Source organism: Salinicola halophyticus (assembly GCF_003206695.1).
Taxonomy (GTDB): Bacteria; Pseudomonadota; Gammaproteobacteria; order Pseudomonadales; family Halomonadaceae; genus Salinicola; species Salinicola halophyticus.
This window is the reverse complement of sequence record NZ_PZJN01000005.1, coordinates 57,963-82,742: the sequence shown is the minus strand read 5'-3', so window position 1 is coordinate 82,742 and position 24,780 is coordinate 57,963. Positions and strand designations below refer to the sequence as shown.

General features: G+C 64.1%; 22 protein-coding genes and 1 tRNA gene. 10 read left to right on the top strand and 13 right to left on the bottom strand.

What is annotated here, in order from left to right; genetic code table 11:
- Positions 1-20 precede the first annotated feature (20 nt).
- The 11 genes from ispH to rplU all read right to left on the bottom strand — a co-directional run bounded on the left by ispH (position 21) and on the right by rplU (position 11,778).
- Entirely contained in the window at positions 21-992 is a 972-nt protein-coding gene (ispH, locus tag DOM58_RS07775; RefSeq protein WP_110692396.1) for a 4-hydroxy-3-methylbut-2-enyl diphosphate reductase, read from the bottom strand.
- Positions 993-1,043: 51 nt separating this feature from the next.
- Positions 1,044-1,511, bottom strand: a complete 468-nt coding sequence (fkpB, locus tag DOM58_RS07770; RefSeq protein ID WP_075561355.1) for an FKBP-type peptidyl-prolyl cis-trans isomerase — start codon at positions 1,509-1,511, stop codon at positions 1,044-1,046.
- A complete protein-coding gene (gene lspA, locus DOM58_RS07765; protein WP_110692395.1) occupies positions 1,508-2,080 on the bottom strand; it encodes a signal peptidase II in 573 nt (190 codons plus the stop codon). The genes fkpB and lspA overlap by 4 nt, the downstream gene beginning before the upstream one ends.
- A 28-nt stretch (positions 2,081-2,108) precedes the next feature.
- Positions 2,109-4,988: an isoleucine--tRNA ligase gene (ileS, locus tag DOM58_RS07760; RefSeq protein WP_110692394.1), complete on the bottom strand. Its 2,880-nt coding sequence runs from the start codon at positions 4,986-4,988 to the stop codon at positions 2,109-2,111.
- A 98-nt stretch (positions 4,989-5,086) separates the two neighbouring features.
- On the bottom strand, positions 5,087-6,232 hold the full coding sequence (gene ribF, locus DOM58_RS07755; protein ID WP_110692393.1) for a bifunctional riboflavin kinase/FAD synthetase: 1,146 nt from the start codon (positions 6,230-6,232) through the stop codon (positions 5,087-5,089).
- 158 nt (positions 6,233-6,390) lie between these two features.
- Positions 6,391-7,956 carry a murein biosynthesis integral membrane protein MurJ gene (gene murJ / locus DOM58_RS07750; RefSeq protein WP_245392194.1) on the bottom strand — a complete coding sequence of 522 codons (1,566 nt, stop codon included), beginning with the start codon at positions 7,954-7,956 and terminating at the stop codon, positions 6,391-6,393.
- A gap of 127 nt (positions 7,957-8,083) precedes the next feature.
- Positions 8,084-8,350 (bottom strand): 30S ribosomal protein S20, encoded by a 267-nt coding sequence (rpsT, locus tag DOM58_RS07745; RefSeq protein ID WP_075561351.1) that lies wholly within the window; start codon positions 8,348-8,350, stop codon positions 8,084-8,086.
- 270 nt (positions 8,351-8,620) lie between these two features.
- Positions 8,621-9,757: a glutamate 5-kinase gene (gene proB, locus DOM58_RS07740; RefSeq protein ID WP_110692391.1), complete on the bottom strand. Its 1,137-nt coding sequence runs from the start codon at positions 9,755-9,757 to the stop codon at positions 8,621-8,623.
- Between the two features lie 90 nt (positions 9,758-9,847).
- Positions 9,848-11,041 (bottom strand): GTPase ObgE, encoded by a 1,194-nt coding sequence (gene obgE, locus DOM58_RS07735; RefSeq protein ID WP_075561349.1) that lies wholly within the window; start codon positions 11,039-11,041, stop codon positions 9,848-9,850.
- Between the two features lie 135 nt (positions 11,042-11,176).
- A complete protein-coding gene (rpmA, locus tag DOM58_RS07730; protein WP_075561348.1) occupies positions 11,177-11,434 on the bottom strand; it encodes a 50S ribosomal protein L27 in 258 nt (85 codons plus the stop codon).
- Positions 11,435-11,466: 32 nt separating this feature from the next.
- Complete coding sequence (gene rplU, locus DOM58_RS07725; protein WP_075561347.1) at positions 11,467-11,778, bottom strand: 50S ribosomal protein L21; 312 nt, start codon at positions 11,776-11,778, stop codon at positions 11,467-11,469.
- 364 nt (positions 11,779-12,142) lie between these two features.
- Here rplU and ispB point away from each other — a divergent pair, with 364 nt between their 5' ends.
- The 6 genes from ispB to DOM58_RS07695 all read left to right on the top strand — a co-directional run bounded on the left by ispB (position 12,143) and on the right by DOM58_RS07695 (position 16,659).
- Positions 12,143-13,135 (top strand): octaprenyl diphosphate synthase, encoded by a 993-nt coding sequence (gene ispB, locus DOM58_RS07720; RefSeq protein ID WP_075561373.1) that lies wholly within the window; start codon positions 12,143-12,145, stop codon positions 13,133-13,135.
- A gap of 92 nt (positions 13,136-13,227) precedes the next feature.
- Positions 13,228-13,304 (top strand) — tRNA-Pro (locus tag DOM58_RS07715).
- Positions 13,305-13,605: 301 nt separating this feature from the next.
- Positions 13,606-13,968: a hypothetical protein gene (locus tag DOM58_RS07710; RefSeq protein ID WP_110692390.1), complete on the top strand. Its 363-nt coding sequence runs from the start codon at positions 13,606-13,608 to the stop codon at positions 13,966-13,968.
- A 177-nt stretch (positions 13,969-14,145) separates the two neighbouring features.
- On the top strand, positions 14,146-14,997 hold the full coding sequence (locus tag DOM58_RS07705; RefSeq protein ID WP_075561345.1) for a cytochrome b/b6 domain-containing protein: 852 nt from the start codon (positions 14,146-14,148) through the stop codon (positions 14,995-14,997).
- On the top strand, positions 14,984-15,754 hold the full coding sequence (locus tag DOM58_RS07700; protein WP_110692389.1) for a molybdopterin-binding protein: 771 nt from the start codon (positions 14,984-14,986) through the stop codon (positions 15,752-15,754). Before DOM58_RS07705 ends, DOM58_RS07700 begins: the two co-directional genes overlap by 14 nt.
- Before the next feature lie 128 nt (positions 15,755-15,882).
- Positions 15,883-16,659 carry a hypothetical protein gene (locus DOM58_RS07695; protein ID WP_110692388.1) on the top strand — a complete coding sequence of 259 codons (777 nt, stop codon included), beginning with the start codon at positions 15,883-15,885 and terminating at the stop codon, positions 16,657-16,659.
- A 60-nt stretch (positions 16,660-16,719) separates the two neighbouring features.
- Here DOM58_RS07695 and DOM58_RS07690 read toward each other — a convergent pair whose 3' ends face one another.
- Positions 16,720-16,947, bottom strand: a complete 228-nt coding sequence (locus DOM58_RS07690; protein ID WP_075561342.1) for a hypothetical protein — start codon at positions 16,945-16,947, stop codon at positions 16,720-16,722.
- A 214-nt stretch (positions 16,948-17,161) separates the two neighbouring features.
- On the opposite strand from DOM58_RS07690, the gene rapA reads away from it, so the two are divergent.
- The gene (rapA, locus tag DOM58_RS07685; RefSeq protein WP_110692387.1) at positions 17,162-20,116 is read left to right on the top strand and encodes an RNA polymerase-associated protein RapA; all 2,955 of its coding nucleotides are present in this window, start codon (positions 17,162-17,164) and stop codon (positions 20,114-20,116) included.
- Between the two features lie 14 nt (positions 20,117-20,130).
- Here rapA and DOM58_RS07680 read toward each other — a convergent pair whose 3' ends face one another.
- Positions 20,131-21,036, bottom strand: a complete 906-nt coding sequence (locus DOM58_RS07680) for a TIGR01777 family oxidoreductase (protein ID WP_110692386.1) — start codon at positions 21,034-21,036, stop codon at positions 20,131-20,133.
- 585 nt (positions 21,037-21,621) lie between these two features.
- Here DOM58_RS07680 and DOM58_RS07675 point away from each other — a divergent pair.
- The 3 genes from DOM58_RS07675 (at position 21,622) to DOM58_RS07665 (ending at position 24,743) form a co-directional block, all read left to right on the top strand.
- The gene (locus DOM58_RS07675; RefSeq protein WP_110692385.1) at positions 21,622-22,560 is read left to right on the top strand and encodes a MerR family transcriptional regulator; all 939 of its coding nucleotides are present in this window, start codon (positions 21,622-21,624) and stop codon (positions 22,558-22,560) included.
- A 137-nt stretch (positions 22,561-22,697) separates the two neighbouring features.
- Positions 22,698-24,188 carry a deoxyribodipyrimidine photo-lyase gene (gene phrB, locus DOM58_RS07670; RefSeq protein WP_110692384.1) on the top strand — a complete coding sequence of 497 codons (1,491 nt, stop codon included), beginning with the start codon at positions 22,698-22,700 and terminating at the stop codon, positions 24,186-24,188.
- Between the two features lie 117 nt (positions 24,189-24,305).
- Positions 24,306-24,743, top strand: coding sequence for a nuclear transport factor 2 family protein (locus DOM58_RS07665; RefSeq protein WP_075561337.1), 438 nt, complete (start codon positions 24,306-24,308; stop codon positions 24,741-24,743).
- The last annotated feature ends 37 nt before the right edge of the window (positions 24,744-24,780 follow it).

Here is a 24,780-nt window from a genome sequence, read left to right as displayed (position 1 = left end):
CTAAGAAGATTTAGCGGTCGTCATACTTCGCTGGTAATCACGCGTTCACGCAGTTCGCGCGGCATGGAGAAGGTGATGGTTTCGGCGCGCCCGGACAGCTCTTCCGGCACGCTGGCGCCCAATGCCTGCAGTTTGTCGATGACGCCCTTGACCAGCACTTCCGGGGCGCTGGCGCCCGCCGTGATCCCGATGGTCTCGACACCGTCGAGCCAGCTCGGCTCGATCTGTTCGGCGTCGTCGATCAGGTAGGCCGGCGTACCGATGCGTTCGGAGAGCTCGCGCAGCCGGTTGGAATTGGAGCTGTTGACGCTACCCACCACCAGCACCAGCTGGGAGTCTGCCGCCAGTTCGCGCACGGCATCCTGGCGATTCTGGGTGGCATAGCAGATATCGTCGTTGCGCGGCCCCTGTATCTGGGGAAAGTGCTCGCGCAGCGCAGCGATCACCTTGGCGGTATCGTCCATCGACAGCGTGGTCTGGGTAACGAATGCCAGTCGCGAAGGATCGCGTACCGGTAGCCTGGCGACGTCCTCTTCATCCTCGACCAGATAGATCGAGCCGCCGTGGCTGTCGTCGTAGCGCCCCATGGTGCCCTCGACCTCCGGATGCCCGGCATGACCGATCAGAACACATTCCTGGCCGCGCTTGGCGTAGCGCAGCACTTCCATGTGCACCTTGGTCACCAGCGGGCAGGTGGCATCGAAGATTTTGAGACCGCGATTTTCGGCTTCCAGCTGCACGGCACGGGAAACGCCATGCGCGGAAAAGATCACGATGACGTCGTCAGGTACTTCATGCAGTTCTTCGACGAAGACCGCGCCGCGCTCGCGCAGCGAATCGACCACGAAGCGGTTGTGCACGACTTCGTGGCGGACGTAGATGGGCGGTCCGAAGACGTCGAGCGCACGATTGACGATGTCGATGGCGCGGTCGACGCCGGCACAGAAACCGCGGGGATTGGCCAGCTTGATTTGCATGGGAACCTTTGACATGGCGACCTCGCTTAATACGCTCGAATCTGGTGGTGAAAACGAAGCTGGATTTCAGTGAGTCGTCGCCGGCTTCACTGCCAGAATCTCCACCTCGAAGGTCAGGGTACGCCCTGCCAGCGGATGATTGAAGTCGACCTCGACATGTCGCTCGTCGACGCTGGCGATGACGCCGGGCACTTCGCCGCCGGCAGCGTCGGCGAACGACATCACCGTGCCCGGCTCCACCGCCTCTTCGAAGCTGTCGCGGGAGAGACGCTGCACGTTCTGCGGGTTGTGCTGACCGAAGGCGTGTTCCGGCGTGATCTCGTAGGCCCCGGTATCGCCGGCGACCATACCTTTCAGTGGCGCCTCGAAGCCCGGCGGCAGGTTGCCGTCGCCGAGCTGAAACGTGGCCGGCTGCTTGTCACGGGTCGAATCGACCACTTCACCGTCCTCGAGTTTCACCGTGAAGTGCAGGGTGACTTCCATGCCGTCGCCGACGCGGTAGTCGTGATCGTCGTGGTGGCCGTTCTCGCTCATGAGTCACCTCGGGTCGAAGAAGAATCCGTCGAAGAAGATTTATCAGCTGAAGAAGAATCAGCCGAAGAAGATTTGTCCTGGCCGGCGGGAGAGGCTTTCGGCCGCCGCGACTCGAACAGCGACTGCAACACCAGACCGACCGCGCCCAGCGTGATCGCGGTGTCGGCCAGATTGAATGCCGGGTAGTACCAATCGCCCCAATGGAACGACAGATAGTCGACCACGTAGCCGTGCACCAGCCGATCATAGAGGTTGCCGATGGCGCCGCCGATGACCAACGTCAGCGAGATCGCGGTGAGCGTCTCGCCACGCTTCAGTTTCGACAGCCACACCGTCAGACCGATACTGGCACCGATGGCGATCAGCGCGAACAGCCAGCGCTGCCAGCCCGCATGTTCGGCCAGAAAGCTGAACGCTGCGCCGGTGTTGTGCAGCAGCGTCAGATTGAAGATCGGCAGCACTTCCAGCGGCCGGCCGTAGTCGAGATGGGCCGAGGCCAGCGCCTTGATCCCGAGGTCGAGCGCGATGACCGCCAGCGACAGCCATAGCCAACGCAGCGGTCGATGCATCCGCTCAGTGGGTTGATGAGACGCGGAATCAGGCAAAGCGGCGTACCTCGCCCGGGCCGTCAGGCAGGTTGGCGATCGAGCGCGCCGACAGTGTGGGGTACTCGGAATTCGCACCCACATCAGGACGACGTTCCCAGCTGCGCTCGTCTTTTTCGTACGGACTCATGCGCACCGCGACCTTGAGACCCTCGAGCTCGGTGGCCCTGGCATCGCCCGCTTTCTCCAGCGGCGCGAGCGTCGCCTCCGAGGTAATCAGCACGAAACGCAGCTCGTCCTGGAACCGGGACAGCAGCGCGTTCAACGAGTCGTCGACGTAGAGCGTGACTTCGCTATCCAGCGCGCCCTTGATGATGCCGGCGTTACGCGCGTCCTCGAGCTGCTTGTTGACCGCCTGCTTGACCGCGATCACCTGCTCCCAGAACTGCCGCCCCATCTCGGCATTTTCAGGCAGCTGGCTCAGCCCGTCGTAATAGGTTTCCAGATGCACGCTCTCGCCGCGCTCGCCGGGGATGTTCTCGTAGATCTCCTCGGCGGTGAACGACAGGATCGGCGCGATCCAGCGCGAGAGCGCCTCGACGATATGATACAGCGCGGTCTGACAGCTTCGCCGCGCCAGCGAGTCAGGCTGGGTGGTGTACTGACGATCCTTGATGATGTCGAGGTAGAAACCGCCCATGTCCCGCGCGCAGAAGTCGTGAACCTGCTGGTAGACATCACGGAAACGATAGTCGCTGTAGGCTTTCTGAATACGCCCCTGCAGCTCGGCGGCGCGATCCACCGCCCAGCGATCCAGCGCCAGCATGTCGTCGAAGGCCACGGCGTCGCGGCTCGGCTCGAAGCCGGTCAGGTTGCCGAGCAGGAAGCGGGAGGTGTTGCGAATCCGGCGGTAAACGTCAGCGGTGCGCTTGAGGATCTCGTCGGAGACGGCCATCTCGCCGGAGTAGTCGGTGGAGGCGACCCACAGCCGCAGGATGTCGGCGCCCAGCTTGTCCATCACCTGCTGCGGCGCGACCACGTTGCCCAATGACTTGGACATCTTGCGGCCCTTCTCGTCAACGGTGAAACCGTGGGTCAGCAGCGATCGGTACGGCGGATGGCCATCGATGGCGCAGCCGGTCAGCAGCGACGAGTGGAACCAGCCGCGGTGCTGATCCGAACCTTCCAGATACAGATCCGCGACCGGCTCCTGGTCGTGACCCGGGCCTCGAGAACCCGGCCCTTGAAAAACGGAGCCATGGGAGCCGCGCAGCACGTGCCAGTGCGTGGTACCGGAGTCGAACCACACGTCGAGCGTATCGGTGACCTTGTCATAATCGTCGGCCTCGTCGCCCAGTAGCTCGCTCGGATCGAGCTTGAACCAGGCGTCGATGCCGTCGCGCTCGACGCGCTGAGCGACGGTTTCCATCAATTCGACCGTGCGCGGATGCAGCTCGCCGCTGGCCTTGTCGAGAAAGAACGGGATCGGCACGCCCCAGTTGCGCTGACGCGAGATGCACCAGTCCGGGCGATTGGCGATCATGGAGTGCAGCCGCGCCTGGCCCCAGGCCGGGATGAAGTCGGTCGCATCGACACCGGCCAGCGCCTTGTCGCGCAACGTCTTGCCATCGGTGCCCTCGAGATCCATGCCCACGAACCACTGGGCGGTGGCGCGATAGATCACCGGTGACTTGTGGCGCCAGCAGTGCATGTAGCTGTGGTTGATCTTCTCGTGGGCCGGCAGCGCGCCGGCCTCTTCCAGCTTGGCGACGATCTGCGGATTGGCCTTCCAGATCATCTGCCCGCCGAACAGCGGCAGATCAGCGGCATAGACACCGTTGCTCTGCACCGGGTTGAGAATCTCGTCGAAACTCATGCCGTACTGGCGGCAGGTATAAAAGTCGTCTTCGCCATAGGCGGGCGCCGAGTGAACGATACCGGTACCGGCACCCAGCTCGACGTAATCCGCGACATAGACCGGCGAGAGCCGATCGAAGCCGGCATCGAGCCCGGCCAGCGGATGCCGGAAAGCGAGGTTTTCGAGACTCGCGCCCGGCGCGGTGGCAATGGTCTCGCCGCGCAGGCCGAAGCGTTCGAGGCACGACTCGACCAGCTCTTCGGCCAGCAGCAGCAGGCGATCGCCGGTATCGACCAGCGCATAGACGAATTCGGGATGAACGTTCAGCGCCTGATTGGCCGGGATGGTCCAGGGCGTGGTGGTCCAGATCACCGCCGCTGCCGGCTTGGTCAGCGAGTCGAGACCGAACGCCGCCGCCAGCTTGGCATCGTCGGCGCTGGGAAAGGCGACATCGATGGCGTCGGACTGCTTGTCCTGATACTCGACCTCCGCTTCGGCCAGCGCCGAGCCGCAGTCAAAGCACCAGTTGACCGGTTTCAGGCCCTTGAACACGTAGCCGCCCTTGACCATCTCGGCCAGCGCGCGAATTTCGCCGGCTTCATTGGCGAAGTTCATGGTCAGGTAGGGGTTGTCCCAGTCGCCCTGGACGCCGAGACGCACGAAACCTTCCTTCTGCACCTCGACCTGGGCCGCGGCGTATTCACGACACAGTGCCCGCGCCTCGTCGGCCGGCAGATGCTTGCCGTGAGTGGTCTCGACCTTGTGTTCGATCGGCAGACCATGGCAGTCCCAGCCCGGCACGTAGGGAGCATCGTAGCCGGCCAGATTCTTCGAGCGGACGATGAAGTCCTTGAGCAGCTTGTTGACCGCGTGACCGATATGAATGCTGCCGTTGGCATAGGGAGGGCCGTCGTGAAGGACGAACCGCTCTTGCCCCTGACGCGCTTCCCGCAGCCTGGCGTAGAGATTCATGTCGTTCCACTGCGCAATTCGACCCGGCTCCCGCGCCGGCAGATTGCCGCGCATGGGGAAGTCGGTCGATGGCAGATTCAACGTGTGCTTGTAGTCGCTCATGGATTTTCGGGTCCGCTCAAGGCTGTTTTGGCCCACTCAGGGCTGTGTCCGTCAGGGCCGTTCAAGACTGTATCGTTCGGCTATCTCGTTCGGCCGCGTCATTCGTGCGCATCGGTGGATGTCGGCCCCGGATGTTCGGCGGCGGCGGTATCCAGCGGCAATGGCGCCGAGGCGAGGGGGAACCGCGCCTGCGGCATCGTCGCGGCACACAGCCCCCCGCTCTCGGCTGCGTCTGTCTCGGCTTCGGTCAAAGATGAGGCGAGAGATTCGGCCGGCCGGTGCGTCGGCAATAGCGCTAGCCGAAAATAGTGCCGGGCACTGTCGAGATCGCGATGGATCTGGGCGACCAGCTCGCTGAAATCGTCGAACTTGGTTTCGCCACGCAATCGTGCACAGGGCACGACGGTCAGCGGCTGACCGTAGAGGTCGATTTCACGATCCAGCAGGTGCACTTCGAGCATCGGCCGATCGGCACCGACCGTGGGCCGCCAGCCGATGTTGGCCACACCCGCCACCCATTCGCCGTCCGGCAACCGGGTGGCGCAGGCGAACACGCCACGCAGGGCCAGGGGCCGCGAGGTCAACGGGATATTGGCGGTCGGCACGCCAATGGTGCGCCCCAGCTGACGATCGCGCACGACCCGCCCCTGGTAGCCATAGGGGCGGCCCAGCAAGCGCGCGGCCTGAAAGAAGTTGCCGCTGGCCAGCAGCGTGCGCACTCGCGTACTCGAAACACGTTCGTCGTCGAGAACGAAGGTGCGCGCATGCTCGACGGCGAAATTCTGCTCGCGCCCGACCGCCTGCAGCAGGGTGAAATCTCCGGCGCGATCACAGCCGAAGCGGAAATCGTCACCGACGACCAGATGCTTGACCTGCAGGCCCTCGATCAACACCCGCTCGATGAACTGTCGCGCGGTCAGACTGCGCAAGGCGTCGTTGAAGGGCAGGCACAGGATCCTATCGGCTCCCTGGGCCTTGAGCAGCGCAACCTTGTCGCGCAGCCGGGTCAATCGCGGCGGTGCCTGGTCGCCTGCGAAGTATTCCCGTGGCTGGGGTTCGAAGATCACCACCGTGACCGGCAGCCCCGCCGCGCGGGACAGCGTGCGCAACTGCTCCAGGATGGCCCGATGACCCAGGTGCACGCCATCGAAGTTGCCGATGGTGGCCACGCAGCCAGGCAACGTCCGCCGCTGCGCGGCGTCGGCGACAGTCGGCAGATTGTGCAAGCCTCGGATCAGTTCCATAGGGTCTGTTCCCGTTACAGTGCGAACCGCATTGCTGCATAAAAAGGCGTCATTATAACCAGAGGGCGCTTCCCATCACCAAGGAGCGCGTCCCTCCATCAACGAGGGCATCCCACCATCGAAGAGCTCGTCCCGCCATTCAGGCGCTTCGGCTCGTGTCAGCCGTGCAGGCGGAAATCCCGCAACCGAATGCCGCTGAGCGCCAGCCAGCCAAAATAGATAGCGACGCCGCCGACTACCAGAGCCATCAGCATGCCGGCGCGGTGCGGTGCGCTCCAGGTGACCCAGGTGTGCCAGTCCGGCGACAGCCACCACAGCCCGGCTCCCATCAGCAGGCAGCCCCCCACGACCTGCACCGCGTAACGCCCCCAGCCCGGCTGGAAACGCAGCACGCCCTGCCGGTGAAGGCCCAGCCCCAGCAGCCCGGCGTTGAGAAACGCCGAAAGCGCCGTGGCCAGCGCCAGCCCGGCATGGGCCAGCGGCACGATGAGCGCCAGATTCATGACCATGTTGGCGAACATCGCGATGATGCCGATCTTGACCGGCGTCTTGGTGTCCTGCCGCGCGAAGTAGCCCGGCGCCAATACCTTGATCAGCATGAACGCCAGCAACCCCAGTGCATAGGCCCGAAGGCTGCGGGATGCCATGACCACGTCGTGGTCGGTCATCGCCCCGTAGTGGAACAGACTGATCAGCAGCGGTTCGGCCAGCAGAATCAGTGCCAGCGCCGACGGCAGCCCGATCAGCAGCACCATTCTCAACGCCCAGTCGAGCATGCGCGCGAAATGGTCCCGGGACTCGTCGGCATGACGCTTGGAGAGCGCCGGCAGGATCACCGTGGCGATGGCGATTCCGAACACCCCAAGCGGTAGCTCCACCAGGCGATCGGAATAGTAGAGCCAGGAGACGCTGCCGGAGACCAGAAAAGAGGCCAGCACGGTATCCAGCAGCAGGTTGATCTGCGATACCGAGACGCCGAACAGCGCCGGCGTCATCAAACGCAGAATACGCCGCACGCCGGGATGCCTGAAGCGGGCTCGCGGCCGAGGCATCAGGCCCAGGCGGGCCAGAAACGGCAGCTGGAAAAGCAGCTGCGCCGCGCCGGCAATCAGCACGCCCCAGGCGAGACCCAGCGCCGGATCGCGCATCCAGGGTGTCAGCCACAGCGCCGCCCCGATCAGACTGACGTTCAGCAATACCGGGGTGAACGCCGGTATCGCGAAGCGCTCCCAGGTGTTGAGCACGCTGCCGGCGAATGCCGTCAACGAGATCAACAGCAGATACGGAAACGTCAGGCGCAGCATTTCCGTCGTCAGCGCCAACTTGCCCGGATCGGACTGGAAACCCGGCGCAAACAGCCAGGCGAGCCAGGGCGCGGCGGCGATGGCCAGCGCGGTGATCAGCGCCAGCACCACACTGAGACTGCCGGATACCGCATCGAGCAGCTCGCGGACCTCGGCCCGCGTCCGCTGCGTCGCGTACTCCGACAGCACCGGCACGAAGGCCTGATTGAAGGCCCCCTCGGCAAACAGCCGGCGCATGAAGTTGGGAATCTTGAATGCCACGAAGAAGGCATCGGCGCCGCTACCGGCCCCCAGCAGCGCCGCGATCACCACGTCTCTCGCCAGACCCAGCACGCGTGACAGCAGCGTCATCGTGCTGACGACCATGCCGGAACGCAGCAGCCCGCCGCGAGAGACAGGCGTTGCCGTATCCGCCGCCATCGCGTCGGCTACCGAATCATCCGGAGGATTGTCCGCAGGTCCGTGCTGGTCGCTCATTGAGAAGCCGTCAGAAAGAGCAGATACAAAAAAACCGGCCGAAGCCGGTTTCTCGTCAAGCGCGTCCGGCTTAGGCAGCCAGCGCCTTGATTCGCTTGTTCAAGCGACTCTTGATGCGCGCAGCCTTCTTCTTGGACATGGCGTCCTTGTCGGCGATGCGATCGATGACCGGCTGAGCGGCCTTGAATTCGCTGTTCGCCTGCGTCTGATCGCCAGCCTGAATGGCCTTGATCACGCGCTTGATGTAGGTCCGCACCATCGAACGCTGACTTGCGTTGTGCTGGCGGCGCTCTTCCGCCTGACGTGCGCGCTTACGCGCCTGCTTGGTATTCGCCACCGTCGCCTCCTTGGAGATATGGGCAGTCAATTCTGTAAGTTAAATCACCCAGGCCAGCCTCGAAACCGCTTCAGGCCAACCCTGAATGATTCGGCCGAATGTTCAGCGACACCCGAAAACGAAACGTCTCGGAGCCACTTTCGACTGCGGTTCAAGCAGTCTTAAACGGGCCATGTCTGAGAGGATGCGGGAGTCTATCACAAGGCCAAGGCGCGATACCAGCGCCAACTCCCCATGGGCTCTCGCGCTCTGCCTGTGATCGATTCGAACTCAGATCACGACCAGGTTGTCGCGGTGGATCAGCTCCGGCGCTTCCATGTAGCCCAGTATCTCGGCGATGCGCTGGCTCGGCTGCCCGATCAGCTGGACCGCATCGGCACTCGAATAGTTGACCAGCCCCTTGGCCACGCGGATGCCGCGCTCATCCACGCAGACCACCATGTCGCCGCGCCGGAAAGCGCCTTGCACCTGTTTGACGCCGACCGGCAGCAGACTGGACCCCTGGGATCGCAGCACGTTGACCGCGCCGGCATCCAGCGTCAGCGTGCCGCGCACCTGCAGCTGGCCGGCGAGCCAGCGCTTGCGCGCCGCCAGCGGCGCGTGATCGGGAGACAGCACGGTACCCAGCGACTCGCCCTCGAGCAGCCGTGCCAGCACGCGAGGCTGACGCCCGCTGGCGATCGCCGTGACCGCGCCGGAACGCGCCGCGAGCCGCGCCGCGCGCAGCTTGGTCGCCATGCCGCCGCGACCCAGCACCCCGCCGCCGCCGGCCACGGCATCCAGCACGGGGTCGTCGGCCTGACCTTCGCCGATCAGGCGAGCCTGGGGGTTCTGCCGCGGATCGGCGTCGAACAGCCCTTCCTGGTCGGTCAGTATCAGCAGCGCATCGGCCTCGAGCAGGTTGGCGACCAGCGCGCCGAGCGTATCGTTGTCGCCGAAGCGGATCTCGTCGGTGACCACGGTATCGTTTTCGTTGATCACCGGAATCACGTCGAGCTGCACCAGCGTCCGCAGTGCCGAACGCGCATTGAGATAGCGCTTGCGATTGGAAAGGTCGTCGTGCGTCAGCAGGACCTGCGCGCTACGCAGGCCGTGGCGGGCAAAGTGCGTCTCGTAGCATTGCGACAGCCCGCTCTGGCCGACGGCCGCCGCTGCCTGAAGTTCATGCACGGCGGTCGGTCGCGTGTGCCAGCCCAGTCGCACCATGCCCTCGGCGATGGAGCCGGACGAAACCAGCACCACTTCGACCCCGCGCCGGTGCAACTCGGCCATCTGATCGACCCAGCCGCCGATCGCCGACTCATCGAGCCCGCGACCGTCATTGGTCAGCAAGGCGCTACCGATCTTGACTACGACCCGCTTTGCGCCTTTTAGCACCGCTCGCCCCACCTGCCGATCCGCCGTCATCCTCGCCTCCACCCGGGAGCCGGCCGGGTATGAATTCTCCCGGCCCAACACATTGCCAACGCGTTCGATACGGCAATCAACCCGCCGCCGTCAGCGCGTGTATTCGATCTCGACATCATGATCGTCGTCGTCATCGTCGATCTCTTCCGCCACTTCGCCACGCTTGACGCGCAGCCGAGTCTGATGCGCTTCCACCCGCTCCACCGACTCGGCTTCCATGCGACGACGCATCTCGCGCTCGCGTTCGGCGGCCTCTTCGTCCTCGTTTTCCAGCTGGCGCTGCTCGGTCAGCCAGCGATGCGCCGACTGCACGAGTTCATCGGTGCCGTCGCTGGAAATGGCCGAAATCTGAAAGACCGGCCCCTGCCAATCGAGCCGCGAGACGATCTCCGCGACGCGCGCCTCGCGCTCCTCCTGAGGCAGCAGGTCGAGCTTGTTGATCACCAGCCATCGCGGCAGTTCCGCCAGCGTGTGCGAAAACTGCTCCAGCTCCTGGGCGATCGCCTCGACGGCCGCCACCGGGTCGGATTCGTCGAAGGGCGCCGCATCGACGACGTGCAGCAGCAGTCGCGTGCGGGTCAGGTGCTTGAGAAAGCGCAAGCCGAGGCCGGCGCCGTCCGAGGCACCTTCGATCAGGCCGGGTACGTCCGCCATCACGAAGTGCTCGTGGGTACCCAGCTTGACCACCCCGAGGTTGGGCACCAGCGTGGTGAACGGATAGTTGGCGACTTTCGGCTTGGCGGCAGAGACCGCGCGGATCAGCGTCGACTTGCCCGCGTTGGGCATGCCCAGCAGCCCGACATCGGCCATTACCTTCATTTCCAGGCGCAGCTTGCGCCGCTCGCCATCGGTGCCCGAAGTGGTTCGACGGGGCGCACGGTTGGTCGAGGATTTGAAGTGGATGTTGCCCAACCCGCGGCGTCCACCCTGGGCGACCAGCACCACCTGCCCTTCGGCGGTGACATCGGCGATCACCTCGAGCGTTTCCTCGTCGATCACCGTGGTCCCCACCGGCACCTTGACGTGCAGATCGTCGCCGGCCCTACCGCTCATCTGACGGCCCTGGCCCTGCTGGCCGCTATCAGCCTTGTAGAAGCGCTGAAACTTGAAGTCGATCAGCGTGTTCAGCGACTCGTCGCCGATCAGGTAGACGTTGCCGCCATGGCCGCCGTCGCCACCGTCGGGGCCGCCCTTGGGCACGTACTTCTCACGCCGGAAGCTGAGACAGCCGTTGCCGCCCCTGCCGGCTTCGACGGTGATCGAGGTTTCATCGACGAACTGCATGTCACTCTCCCGGCGGCGGGCGCCGCACGCGTGGATGCTGCAAAGCACTACTGCGAAAGCACTGCTGCAAAAGTACTGGTGCAAAAACGAAAAAACCCCGCCTGAGCGGGGCTTTCATACAAGGTTCGTGACGTCTCAGGCGGAGACTACGCTCACGAACTTGCGGTTCTTCGGGCCTTTCTGCTCGAACTTGATGACGCCGTCATTCAGTGCAAACAGGGTATGGTCCTTGCCGATACCGACGCCGGTTCCTGCGTGGAACCGAGTGCCACGCTGGCGAACGATGATGTTGCCGGCGATCGCTTTCTGTCCACCGTACAGCTTGACACCAAGGCGTTTGGATTCGGAATCGCGACCGTTACGAGTACTACCGGCAGCCTTCTTATGAGCCATGGAGAAACCCTCTCTCTGGGGGAATGTTCCGCTTAAGCGGAGATTCCGGTGATCTTGACTTCAGTGAACCACTGACGGTGGCCCTGACGCTTCATGTGATGCTTCCGGCGACGGAACTTGATGATCTGCACCTTGTCACCACGACCGTGGGAGACGATTTCCGCAGCCACCTTGGCGCCACTCAGCAGCGGCGCACCGACTGAGATGTCGTCGCCGTCGGCAACCAGCAGCACCTGGTCGAATTCCAGGGTGTCGCCGGTCGGCACTTCGAGCTTCTCGAGCTTGAGTGTCTGACCTTCCTGCACGCGGTACTGCTTACCGCCGCTCTTGATAATAGCGTACATAACATTCTCCGGGCTTTTCGAGCCAAGGCTCATCGGTCCAAACTCATCGATACTGAGCGCTCTTTCATCGACCTGCGGCGAGTGGTGCCCCTTCCGGCAACCATCTGACAGGGAGCATGACGAGTTGGGCGGCGGATTATAACGACTACGCTGGCCCCAGGCAAGTCTTTGCCGACCGTCGCCCGCTGCCCCGGGGCGCGGCGGCGTGCATCGCTCGGCACGCCCCGGCTCTCGTCGGTTGACGCACCTGTGGGCGCCACCTAGCATAGCCCTCACATCGCCTCTCTCGGCCACCGGGTCCCGGCCCATGGTCAGCGTCGAGCGGCCCTACTCAAGCCCCATCCGATTCATTGACAAGCCGACCATGCAATCCAACGCTGCATCCATACATGCATCGGTGGCTGAGGACTTCGCCGCCGTCAATCGTACGATCCTCGATCAACTGGCGTCGCGAATTCCTCTGGTCGAGACCATCGGCCAATACATCATCGAAAGCGGTGGCAAGCGGCTGCGTCCTTTGCTGGTCCTGCTGGCCGCGCGGGCGCTCGGCTATCCCGGAGACAGCAACGACGCCGGCGACAAACACATCGCCCTGGCGACGTTGATCGAGTTCATGCACACCTCCACGCTGCTGCATGACGATGTCGTCGACGAATCCAGCCGCCGCCGCGGCAAGGCCACGGCCAACGACACCTGGGGCAATGCCCCGTCGGTGCTGGTCGGCGACTTCCTCTACTCGCGATCGTTCCAGATGATGGTCGAGGTCGGTTCGATGCGGGTCATGCAGGTGCTCTCCGGCGCCACCTGCGTCATCGCCGAAGGCGAAGTCCAGCAGTTGACCAATATCGGCAACGCCGACATCTCGGAATCGGACTACTTCGACACCATCCAGGGCAAGACCGCGATGCTGTTCGAGGCGGCCTCCCACAGCGGCGCGATTCTCGCCGGCGCCACCGCCGAACAGGAGCAGGCGCTACAGCTTTACGGCCGCTATCTGGGCCTCGCCTTCCAGCTGATCGACGACCTGCTCGACTACCAGGGCGATGCCGAAACCATGGGCAAGAATGTCGGCGACGATCTGGCCGAAGGCAAGCCGACGCTGCCGCTGATCCACGCCATGCGCAACGGCTCCCCGGAGCAGGCCGCACTGATTCGCCAGGCGATCACCGATGGGGGTCTCGAACGGCTGGATGACGTACTGGCCATCGTGCGGGAAACCGGCGCGCTCGAGTACACCCAACAGCGCGCCGAAGAGATGGCCGAGAAGGCTCGGACGCAGCTTCAGGTTCTGGCACCAAGCGCCTACCGCGAGAGCATGGAGACGCTGACGCGAGTGGCCGTGGAGCGCGACGTTTAAAAGGCGTGAGATCGGGCTTGCACCGCGCCCTTTGATGAGTATAATTCACCCCCGTCGAGCTGGCCTCAACGGCTACGCATCGACGATCAGATCGGAATATAGCTCAGCTTGGTAGAGCGCTGCCTTCGGGAGGCAGAGGTCGTAGGTTCGAATCCTGCTATTCCGACCACCGCATTGAAAAACGTCCGTTCAGGCTCTGCCTGGCGGGCGTTTTTTTATGCCCGAACACGGCTCGATGCGCTGGCGCGAGCCTGAGTCCCACTTAAGACTGATGGTAATCACCGGCGTACTTTCTAGAATTGAAAGAGAAGCTGCCTGGAATCGAAAGAGGTAGTGCCCGGAATCGATAGAGCTAGTGCGCCGAAGCAGAGCAGTGCCTGTGAAGCCAGCAGCGCCGCTATGGATCCGGTAGCCGCGGGCGAGCGACTGCCGGAACGCCCGCCGCGGGCCCGCCCCTCAGGAGAAAAGCCATGTCGAGATGGTCTCGCTCGCCCACTGCCGCAGTCACCGTCGCGCTCTGTGCCATACTCCTGTTCATCCTGGGCACCGTACGGGCCGGCGCCCAGGATGACGAGGCGCCGCCACCGTGGTCGGCGGAAGCCGTCGAATCGACTCAGGCCCAATGTCACGCCAACATGGCCGCCAGCGGTATCGAAGGCCCCAAGGTCGACCGCTACTGCGAATGCGTCACTACCGCTCTGCAGGCTCGCTTCACCGCCGCAGAGGTGCGCGAAATGAAGCGCGAACATGACCCCGGCGATAGTGAAGACAGCCGTCCGCCCGCCCTGGACAAGACGCTCGACCAATGCTCGGCGGTACTCGAATCCCAATAAAGACCGGCGAAAAGATCGGCGATCCCCCGCCTCGAGACAACGCCGGCATCCAGTACCGGACTGTCGACGTACAAGTCTACGGGCCGCGCCATCGAGGCGCCGCATCAACGCCACAATGACTGGCAGGTTCCATCGACTGGTAGGTTCCATCGCCACTGCCGCCAAGGACACGGGCTCATGACCAATTCCACTGCACGGATCAGGCCGCGCCGCGAACGTCGCCATCGACTTCCGGTGCGTCTTTGGCACTGGGTCAATCTCTGGTGCCTGATCGTGCTGCTGATGAGCGGTTTGCAGATCTTCAACGCACACCCGGCTCTCTACTGGGGTAGCGCTTCGAATTTTGACGATCCGTGGCTGGAGATGTACGCCATTCGCGGCGCCGAGGGCGACATAAAGGGCCAGACCGCGCTGGGCCCCTGGGTTTTCGATACCACCGGCATCCTGGGCTACTCCGGCAGCGACGATAACGCCAGCGTGCGCGGGTTCCCCGGCTGGATCACCCTGCCGAGCTATCAGTTTCTGACCATGGGACGACTCTGGCATTTCTTCTTTGCCTGGCTGTTCGCCGGCGCCGGCGCACTGTTCGCACTGTATGCGCTATTCAGCGGCCATCTGAAACGCGATCTGTGGCTACCCGCATCCCAATGGCGCGGCCTGGGTCGCGACATTCTCGATCACCTACGGCTGCGCTTTCACACCGGTCATGGGGGCTACAACGGCTTGCAGAAGCTCAGCTATCTGGGCGTGCTGTTCGTAGCACTGCCCGTCATGATTCTGACCGGCCTTTGCATGTCGCCCACCTTCAACGCGGCGGCGCCGTGGCTACTCGATCTGTTTGGCGGTCGCCAGAGTGCGCGCTCGATTCACTTCATCGTCGCCGGTTCGCTGGTGCTATTCGTGATCGTTCATCTTCTGATGGTGTTGCTGAGCGGGCCGTTACGGCAGGTGCGCGACATGCTGACCGGCGGTAGACGCGACGTGACGCCTGCCGAAAGCCAAGGGAGCACCCAGCATGAAACGCCATGATGCCGCTGGCCGCAGACGCTTCCTGCAACGCGCGGCGCTGGGCGTCGCAACGCTGGGATTGGCCGGTTGCGACCGGCTGTCCCGGAACGATCAGGTCGTGAAAACGCTGGATCTGGCCGAACGTCTCAATCTGCGCGCTCAGCGCTTCCTGGCCGGCGAACGAGGTCTGGCGCCGGAATATCCGCCATCGATGATCGACAAGACCTTCCGCCCCAACGGCTCCACCGACCCGCAGGCCTCTCGCTATCGCCAGCTTGCCGCCGGCCAGTTTCGTGACTGGCGCCTGGAGATCGGCGGACTGGTCGATGAGCCGCTGTCATTGTCGCTCGCCGAGCTGCAGGCGATGCCGGCCAGAACCCAGATCACCCGCCATGACTGCGTCGAAGGGTGGAGTGCCATCGGCCAGTGGCGCGGTCCGGTGCTGGCCGACCTGCTCGAGCGGGCGGGCGTGAAACCCGAGGCGCGCTATGTGGTGTTCCACTGCATGGATCAGCTGGGCGGCGAAGACTACTACTACGAGAGTCTGGATCTGAGCGAAGCGCGTCATCCGCAGACGATCCTCGCCTACTCGCTCAACGATGCGCCACTGCCGATCGCCAACGGTGCGCCGCTGCGGCTTCGCGCGGAGCGCCAGCTGGGCTACAAGATGGCGAAATATCTCTCCGCCATCACGCTGGTCACCGATTTCGACGATATCGCCGGCGGCAAAGGCGGTTACTGGGAAGATCGCGGCTACACCTGGTATGCCGGGATATAGCCGGCGGCTGCCACTGGCACCATCACTACGCTTGACAATCCGTCACGATGAACTGAACTCAAATGGTCGGGGCTCTCAGAAAACTTAAGTTGGGTATCAGCCCCTCGCACACATCAGGAGTAACCTTCATGCCAGTCACACATCACGCCATCCGTACGCTTCGTCAGGCGCTGCTCGGCCTCACCATCGGCTGCCTCGCGACCAGCGCCCTGGCAGCTCAGGACATGCCTAAGAACCTGCGCGGCACCATCACCGAAGTCAGCGACGACGGTTTCACGGTCGAATCGACCACCGACGGCAGCAGCCATCGAGTGACGATCGGCGACAACACCCGGCTCGCCGCCGTCAGCGAGAGTAGCCTCGACGAGATCGAGAAAGGCACGTTCATCGGCACAGCCAACATGCCCGGCGAAGATGGGCAACCCGCCAAGGCGCTGGAAATGGTGATCTTCCCGGACTCCATGAAGGGGACCGGTGAGGGCGATTATCCGTGGGACATGCCGCGCGGCGCCACCCAGGGCGGCTCAGGGGGCGAAAAACTCGGCGGTAGCGGTAGTGGCTCGACCATGACCAACGGCACCGTCAGCGCCACCGATGCCAGCGACGCCAAGAGCAGCGATACCGGCGGAAAGATGGGCGGCGCCTCCAGCGGTTCGACCATGACCAATGGCACCGTGGACAACGCCGCCGACGAGGACGGCATGATGACGCTGACCGTCGACTACGGCGATGGCAGCAAGCAGATCCGCGTACCCAGCGACGTGCCCACCGTTAAGGTCAGCAAAGGGTCGAAGGACGATCTCGAGAAAGGCGCCGCGGTATTCGTTGCCGGCGACATCGATCAGGATCCAATTCAGGCCAAGGCGGTGATCGTGGGTCGTGACGGCACCATTCCGCCGATGTAAAGGTCGATCGCTCTCGCACTATCGCCGGCCGGCTCCGTCAAGATCGTCGACCGGCGTGCCTCAAACGTCGTCATGCGCCTCGCGCTGGCGACGTTTCCTGTTGCGTCGATAGCGTCGCATCAGTGCCAGGCAAGCGGCCGTGGCCAGCATGGCAGCGAGCGTCACGCCCTGCCATGGCCTGGCATCGTCGCCCATCACCGTCTCCAACGTAATGATCAGGATGAACCCCACCGCCTGACTGCCGATCGCGATTCGACGCAGACCGTCTCTCGGCGCTGCCCCCGCCATAATCTCTCCTCGTGACGTGTTTCGACTATCGCGCTCCCATCCGCGACGCCTGCAACGAGTCTACCCCAGAGGCTCGTCCAGCGGCTCGTCGGCGCAGTGTAACGCCGATCCCACAGCACGCTGAACCGTTCAATGCTTAAGGCGGCACGCCGTTTACGCTAGAATGCCTCGCCCATTCGATCCGTTTCCGCAGCGTACACACCACCGAGGCATCATGAGCGAATTCTCTCCCGGCCAGCGATGGATCAGCGACGGCGAAACCGAGCTCGGGCTTGGCACCATTCTCACCGCCGATACGCGCAGCGTCACCGTGCTTTTCAGCGCCAGCCAGGAAACCCGTACCTACAGCGCCCGCCAGTCCCCGCTGACCCGCGTGGTCTTCGGCCCCGGTGATCGTATCGATACCGCCGACGGCGATCAGTTGACCGTCGAGCGAGTCGAGGAGCGCGACGGCTGCGTGATCTATCATGGCCATACCGATGCGGGCGAGCCGGTCTCGCTCAACGAGGCCAAGCTCTCCGACAGCATGCGCTTTCATCAGGCTCAGGATCGCCTGCTGACCGGCCAGGTCGATCGCAACGACTGGTTCGAACTGCGCTATCGCTCGCTGCACCACCATCAGCGCATTGCACGCAGCCCCGCGCTGGGGCTGGCAGGGCCGCGCATCGACCTGATCCCTCACCAGCTCTACATTGCCGACGAAGTCTCCCGACGCCATGCCCCGCGCGTGCTGCTGGCCGACGAAGTTGGCCTGGGCAAGACCATCGAAGCCGGGCTGATACTGCATCGCCTGCTGCTCACCGGACGTGCCAGCCGAGCGCTGATTCTGGTCCCCGCCAGCCTGACACACCAATGGCTGATCGAGCTGCTGCGCCGCTTCTCGCTGTCGGTCACGCTGCTGGACGAGGCCCAGAGCGAATCTTTCGACGAGGAGAACCCTTTCGAGACGGGCCAGTGCATCCTGGCCAGCCAGCAGTGGCTGTTCGCCAATCCGCAGCGCCAGCGTCAGGCGGAAAGCTGCCAGTGGGACCTGCTGATCGTCGACGAGGCGCATCATCTCGACTGGACGCCGCAGGCGGAAGGCCCCGGCTACGCCTGCATCGAGCGGCTGTCGCGTCGAATCGCGGGGCTACTGCTGTTGACGGCGACCCCCGAACAGATGGGGCTGGAGAGCCACTTCGCCCGGCTGCGCCTGCTCGACCCCGACCGCTATCACGACCTCGAACGCTTTCGCGAGGAAGAGAATGGCTATACCGCGGTCGCCGAAGCGGTCGAAGCGCTGGAGCGGCTGCCCGGCGAGGATGCCGATCGCCAGCGTCTCGCCGCGCTTATCGACGACAGCGACAGCCTGGCGCTGCTCGGCACGCTGCTGGATCCGGAAAGCGACGCCGCGCAGCGCGATAGCGTACGCCGCCAGCTGCGCGAACAGCTGCTGGATCGGCACGGCACCGGCCGGGTCATGTTCCGCAACAGCCGGCGCCATGTCGGCGGCTTTCCCGAACGTCATCTGCATACCGCCACGCTGGCGATGCCGGCGGCCTATCGCGACCAGTTCGCGGAGCTCCGCGAAGGAAACGACCACTTCGCCGCTCGGCTGACCGCCGCCGAACTGAGCACCCACGACGCCCGACTCTATCCCGAGGCGGCCTACCGTGCCCTGCACGATGCCGCTATCCAGCATGACACGCCGTGGTGGCGATTCGACCCGCGCGTCGACTGGCTGATCGGCCAGCTCGAGACTCTCGGCAGCCAGCAGAAAACGCTGGTGATCGCCCACTGGCGTCAGACCGCCGTGGATCTGGCCGAGGCGCTACGCGTGCGTGCCGGCCTCCAGGCTCCGGTCTTCCATGAAGAGATGAGTCTGGTCGAACGGGATCGCGCCGCCGCCGCGTTCGCCGACGACGACGGCGGTTGCCAGGTACTGATCTGCTCCGAGATCGGCTCCGAGGGGCGCAACTTCCAGTTCTGCCACCATCTGGTGATGTTCGATCTGCCGTGGCACCCCGATCTGCTCGAACAGCGTATCGGACGCCTCGACCGGATCGGTCAGCTGCATCCGATCGATATTCACGTGCCGGTGATCGAGAAGAGTCCCGGCGCGACGCTGCTGCGCTGGTATCACGAAGGTCTCGCGGCATTCGAAGCGCCGCACGCGGCAGGGGGTGACGTGCTGGCGGCCTTCGGCGACGCCCTGCGGGAGAGCCTTGACGACGATGGTGCCACGGCAAACGGCAGCCTCGACACGCTCATCAGCGAGACTCGCTCCTTCAACGATGCCCGCCTGGCCGAACGCGAAGCGGGCCGAAATCGCCTGCTGGAGTGGAACGCCTGCCGCCCCGAGCGGGCCGACGCGGTGATCAGCGCAATCGTGGAGCAGGACAACGACAGCGCCCTGCCCCGCTACGTCGATCAGGCGCTGGATGTGTTCGGGGTCGATAGCCGCGAGCTGGGCAACGGCCAGATCCACCTGTCGCCCGGCGCGCACATGATCGACAGCCTGCCGGGGCTGGCCCAGGGTGACGAAGGGTACACCGTGACCTACTCGCGCACCCGAGCCCTGGCCCGGGACGATATCCAGCGCCTGTCGTGGGAGCATCCGCTGATCACCACGGTGATGGAACGGGTACTCGACTCGAGCCTGGGCAACACGGCACTCGCCCTCCTCAAGCATCCGAGCATTCCCGGCGGCCGCCTGATGCTGGAGCTGATTTTCCGGACCCACTGCCCGGCCCCGAAACGCCTGCAGCTGGGTCGCTTCCTGCCGGATACCGGGGTACGGGTGCTGCTCGACGAGAGCGGGGCCAATCTGTCCGACAAGGTCACCTTCAGCGGCCTGTCACGCAACCTTCAGCGGGTCAAGAAAGGGGTCTCGCGGGAGCTGCTCAAATCCCGCCACGATCAGCTGCGGGAGCTGCTCAAACAGGGCGAGCAGGAAGCCCAGCGCGAGCTGCCGACGCTGATCGAGCGCGCCCAGCAGCAGATGCGCGAGACGCTCGATCTCGAACATTCCCGGCTCAAGGCGCTGGCTCGTCACAATGGCGCGATTCGCGATGACGAGCTGCAGGCGCTGAGCGATGAGCGCCATGCTCTGGACATCGCCATCGAAGGCGCCGCGCTGCGACTCGATGCGGTACGGGTGATCGTGACCGTCGACAAGGACGCCCGCTAGAGAGACGGCGGGCGTCAGCGCGAGACGATCGCCGCCAGCGCCGCGTCCAACGAGGGATAGCGAAAGGTAAAGCCGGCTTGCTGTAACCGCTCGGGGCGCATGCAGGCCCCGGTCAACAGCAGGCGGGACATCTCCCCCAGACCGAGCTTCAGCAGCGGTGCGGGTACACGAAACGGCGTCGGACGATGCAGATGGCGCCCCATCGCCTGGGTGAATTCGGCGTTGGTCACGGGCTGCGGCGCTGACCCATTGACCGCGCCGCTCAGGCTCTCTTCCTCGAGCAGGAATTCGATCGCGCCGACCAGATCCTCGCGGTGAATCCACGGCATGTACTGATGCCCATCTCCTAGGCGGCCGCCCACCCCCAGCTTGAACGCCGGCATCATCTTGGCCAGGGTGCCACCACCCGCGTCCAGCACCAGTCCGGTCCGCAGACACACGACGCGTACCCCAAACGCCTCGGCCTTGAGCGCTTCCCGCTCCCAGGCCTGACACAGCCGGTGGGCGAACTCGTCGTGGGGCGGCGTCTGCTCGGTGACATCGTGATCCCCCTGATCGCCGTAATAGCCCATGGCCGAACCGGAGACCAGTACGCGTGGCGCCTGATCGCGCTGCGCCAGCTGCTCGCAAAGCGCGACGACATCTCGCGTGGCATGACGGCGTGACTCGACCAGCCGGGTCTTCTGGGGATCGCTCCAGCGCCGGTCGGCGATCGGTTCGCCAGCCAGATTGACGATGGCCTCCGGCAACGCGTCGGCGAAGTCCGTGGCGTCGTCACCGATGCGGACGTTGTGAGGCAGCTTCTGGGCTGCCCGCTCCGGATCCCGGGAGACCACCATCACCTCGTGGCCCGCGACCAACGCGCGCTCTACCAGCCGCCGCCCCACGAATCCCGTACCGCCCGTGATCAATAGACGCATGATAGATACCCTCCGTTATACTCGTGTTGTACAATTTATCTCTGCAACGGGTCAGCTCTGCAACGGCCTATCGCAGCATAGTCAGGTTCGGCCACCTCTGTCAGAAAGCAGCATGCAACGATTCTGCTGGCCAGCAACGCCCGCTAGCGGCCCGCGGCATCACCCGAATCGAGGTACCTCTGCGGTTCTTCGCGGCTGGTCGGCATCGCCGAACCTGACCCACAGCATGAACGAACGTGACCGGCACAGGATATAAAAATTGTACAGATTGCTTGAACCGTACAATATATTGCCCCATTCTGAACTCATCGAGACAGTCGTCATCGTCTCGTCACGACTCGTCGAAGTCATTGTTTCGGGATCGAGCGCCATCGACTCGATCGCCCTTGAGCCCATGACTTGAGTCCCTGGATCACACGCTGCGATGCGTAAGCAACGCCGACAGGACTTCGGGACAGGCTCGGGCAATCGATCGCCGCCAGCCACTGCTGACAATTTCGAAACTCATGACAATGACTCGCAGCAATGATATGACCATCCCATTCGACGAGACGGCGCACGCAGAGACCTCGCAGGAGGACTTGCATGACTAACACGGCTATGGATTCCAGTGCCGCGCCGCTCTACCCGATTCGTGAAGTATCGCGACTCACTGGCGTCAATTCCGTCACACTTCGTGCCTGGGAGCGCCGCTACGGCCTCATTCGGCCCCAGCGCACGCCCAAGGGTCACCGCCTTTATGGCCGTGACGACATCGAACGCGTCGAGCGCATTCTGCAATGGCTCAATCGCGGCGTACCGGTCAGTCAGGTCCGCGAACTGATCGAACAGCCGGAATCGGTCGAGACGCCCGCCCCGCAGATGGGTGACTGGGCCAGTCAACGCCAGCATCTGATCCAGGCGGTCGAGTCGCTCGACACCGGCCGACTGGAAGTCCTGTTCAATCAGAGTCTGTCGCTCTACCCGGTCAGCCTATGCATTGCGGAACTGTGGCAACCCGTTGTCTCGCAGCTCGAGGAGCGTTGGGGCGATCAGTTCGGCGCCACGCTGCAACGGCGAGTGCTGGAGTCATTTCTGCGCACCCGGATCGGCACGCGGGTCTATCACACCAATCAGGTCAGCAACGCTGGCGAGATTCTGGTTGCCCGGCTCCCCGACGACAGCAGCGGCTTCTGGGCCATGCTGATGGGTCTGGCGGCCTCGGCGGCGGGCTATCGGGTTCAACTGATCGATGGCGACATGCCGTTGAGCGAGTTGCCACTGGCCACCGAACGCCTGGGAATCAAGGCGCTGCTGCTTGCCAGTAGCCATGCCGAGCGTAGCGACGTGATCCGGCGACAGCTTCCGCGACTGGCGGAGCAGAGCGAAGTGCCGGTCTGTCTGGTGGGGCCCGTGGCTCGCATCCGCGCCACCGATTTCGAGAACACACCGGTCGCCATCCTGGGCGAGGACATGGGCCAGGCTCTGAGCCGAATGCGTTCGGTTATCGACGCGGCGGCCAATCCCGTTGCCCCCATGAGGTGATGGCGCCGCCCCCGAGGCCTCGCAGCACGGGTTTCCCGGCGCAAGTCGAGAATAAGGGTCGCGACTAGCCGCGGAACGGGCACACCGACTTTGACGCAGGGACGCGTCGTTTACCCATCGGCAACAGGGACGTTTCCATGGCAGCCAAGCACTCGGCCTCATCCACTCAACTCGTGTGGTTTCGCAACGACCTCAGGACGCTCGATCACTCCGCGCTGAGCGCGGCGGCCGAGAAAGGACCGGTGATCGGCATCTTCCTTGCCTGTCGAAGCCAGTGGCGTGGTCATGGTCACGGCGCCAACAAGATCTCGTTTCTGCATCGCGGCGTCGTGGCGCTACAGGGGGAGTTGGCCGAGCTCGGCATTCCGCTGCTCTACCGTGACATCGGCGACTTCGAGGCCGCGCCGAAGGCGCTGCTGAAAGCGGCCCGCGATGTCGACGCGCAGGCGCTGCACTTTAACCGCGAATATCCGCTGGACGAACGCTCCCGCGACGAAAAGGTCGCGGCGGAGTTCGCCCGAGCGAACCTCGCAGTGTTCGACTACACCGATCACATCGCATTCGAGCCCGGCGAGCTGCTCACCGGACAGGACGACTACTACAAGGTTTTCACTCCCTTCGCCAAAGCCTGGCACCAGCGCGTCGGCGGCGAACAGCTGGCGCTGCGTGAAACGCCTTCCCGTCAAACCAGACCGGACATCTCTGGCGACGACATTCCCGACCTCCCTAGTCAGGATCGCTCCGAGATCGTCCCGACCGAGTCCTCTCGGAACACCGGGTCCTCTCGAAACACCGAGTCTTCATCGGACGACGGTCCAAGCTGGCCGGTTGGCCAGGAGGCCGCCGCCGATCGGCTGGCGCGATTTCTGCAGCAGCGGGCGCGTCGATACGATAACGACCGCGACTTCCCCGCCCTCGCCGGTACCAGTGAACTGTCGGCCTATCTCTCGGCCGGCATGATCTCGTATCGCCAGTGCCTGCAGGCGGTCATGGCGAACAACGGCGGTCATCTCGGCGATGGCGATGCAGGGCTCACGAGCTGGACCAACGAGCTGGTATGGCGCGAGTTCTATCAGCATATCGCCGTGGGCTTTCCCCGCGTCTGTCGTTACCGGCCGTTCAAACCCGAGACCGACAAGTTGAGCTGGCGCTACAGCGACAAGGAGTTCGACGCCTGGTGCCAAGGCCGCACCGGTTTTCCGCTGGTCGACGCCGCCATGCGCCAGCTGGTCGCCACCGGCTGGATGCACAATCGGCTGCGCATGGTCACCGCCATGTTCCTGAGCAAGCACCTGCTGCTCGACTGGCGTCGTGGCGAGGCCTTTTTCATGCAGCATCTGGTCGACGGAGACTTCGCCTCGAACAACGGCGGCTGGCAGTGGGCCGCGTCGACCGGTACCGACGCAGCCCCCTATTTCCGGATTTTCAACCCGACCACCCAGTCCCGCCGCTTCGATCCGGACGCCGAGTTCATCACTCACTGGCTGCCGGAACTGGCCGAACTCCCGGTCAAGTCCCGACATCAGCCCAGCCCGGATCAGCGCCGACAGACCGGCTATCCCCAGGCGATCGTCGATCATCGACGTGCCAGGGAGCGTGCCCTGGAGGCGTTCAAGAGCCTGGGCTGACCTGGCCCGCGCCTGCTGGCCGCGATGCGAGCGCCTGGTCGCGGTGCCGCGCCTAGCTGCGGCGCCTGCCTGGGGTACCGTCCTCAATCCTTGCCCATGACCCGGGAGGCTACCGCGATGACAGCCGAAGTTCCCAGCATCGATTCGGTCACGCATTTCTGTGCCCGGTTTCAGCCGTTGACGACGAGCGAACTGCCGGCACTGGCCGAGTGCTACAGCGACGACGTGGACTTCACCGACCCTCTACACCATCACGTCGGCCGCGATCGCGTCATGAGCTACTACGCCGAACTGATGGATGGCGTACAGCACTGCCATTTCGATTTTCATGACCGTCAGACGGTCGGCAATACCAGCTTTCTGACCTGGACCATGCACTTGACGCATCCAAGGTTGGATGGCGGCCGTACCGTCAACGTGGCCGGGTGTTCCCGGCTGCAGTGGCGAGGTCATCGTGTCTGTCGTCACCGTGACTACTTCGATGTCGGCGCCATGCTGTATGAACGGGTACCGCTGTTGGGCTGGATGATCCGGGGCGTCAAGAAGCGCCTGTAGTCATCCCTTTCGACCATCGAGGCCGGCCGTCGACAGC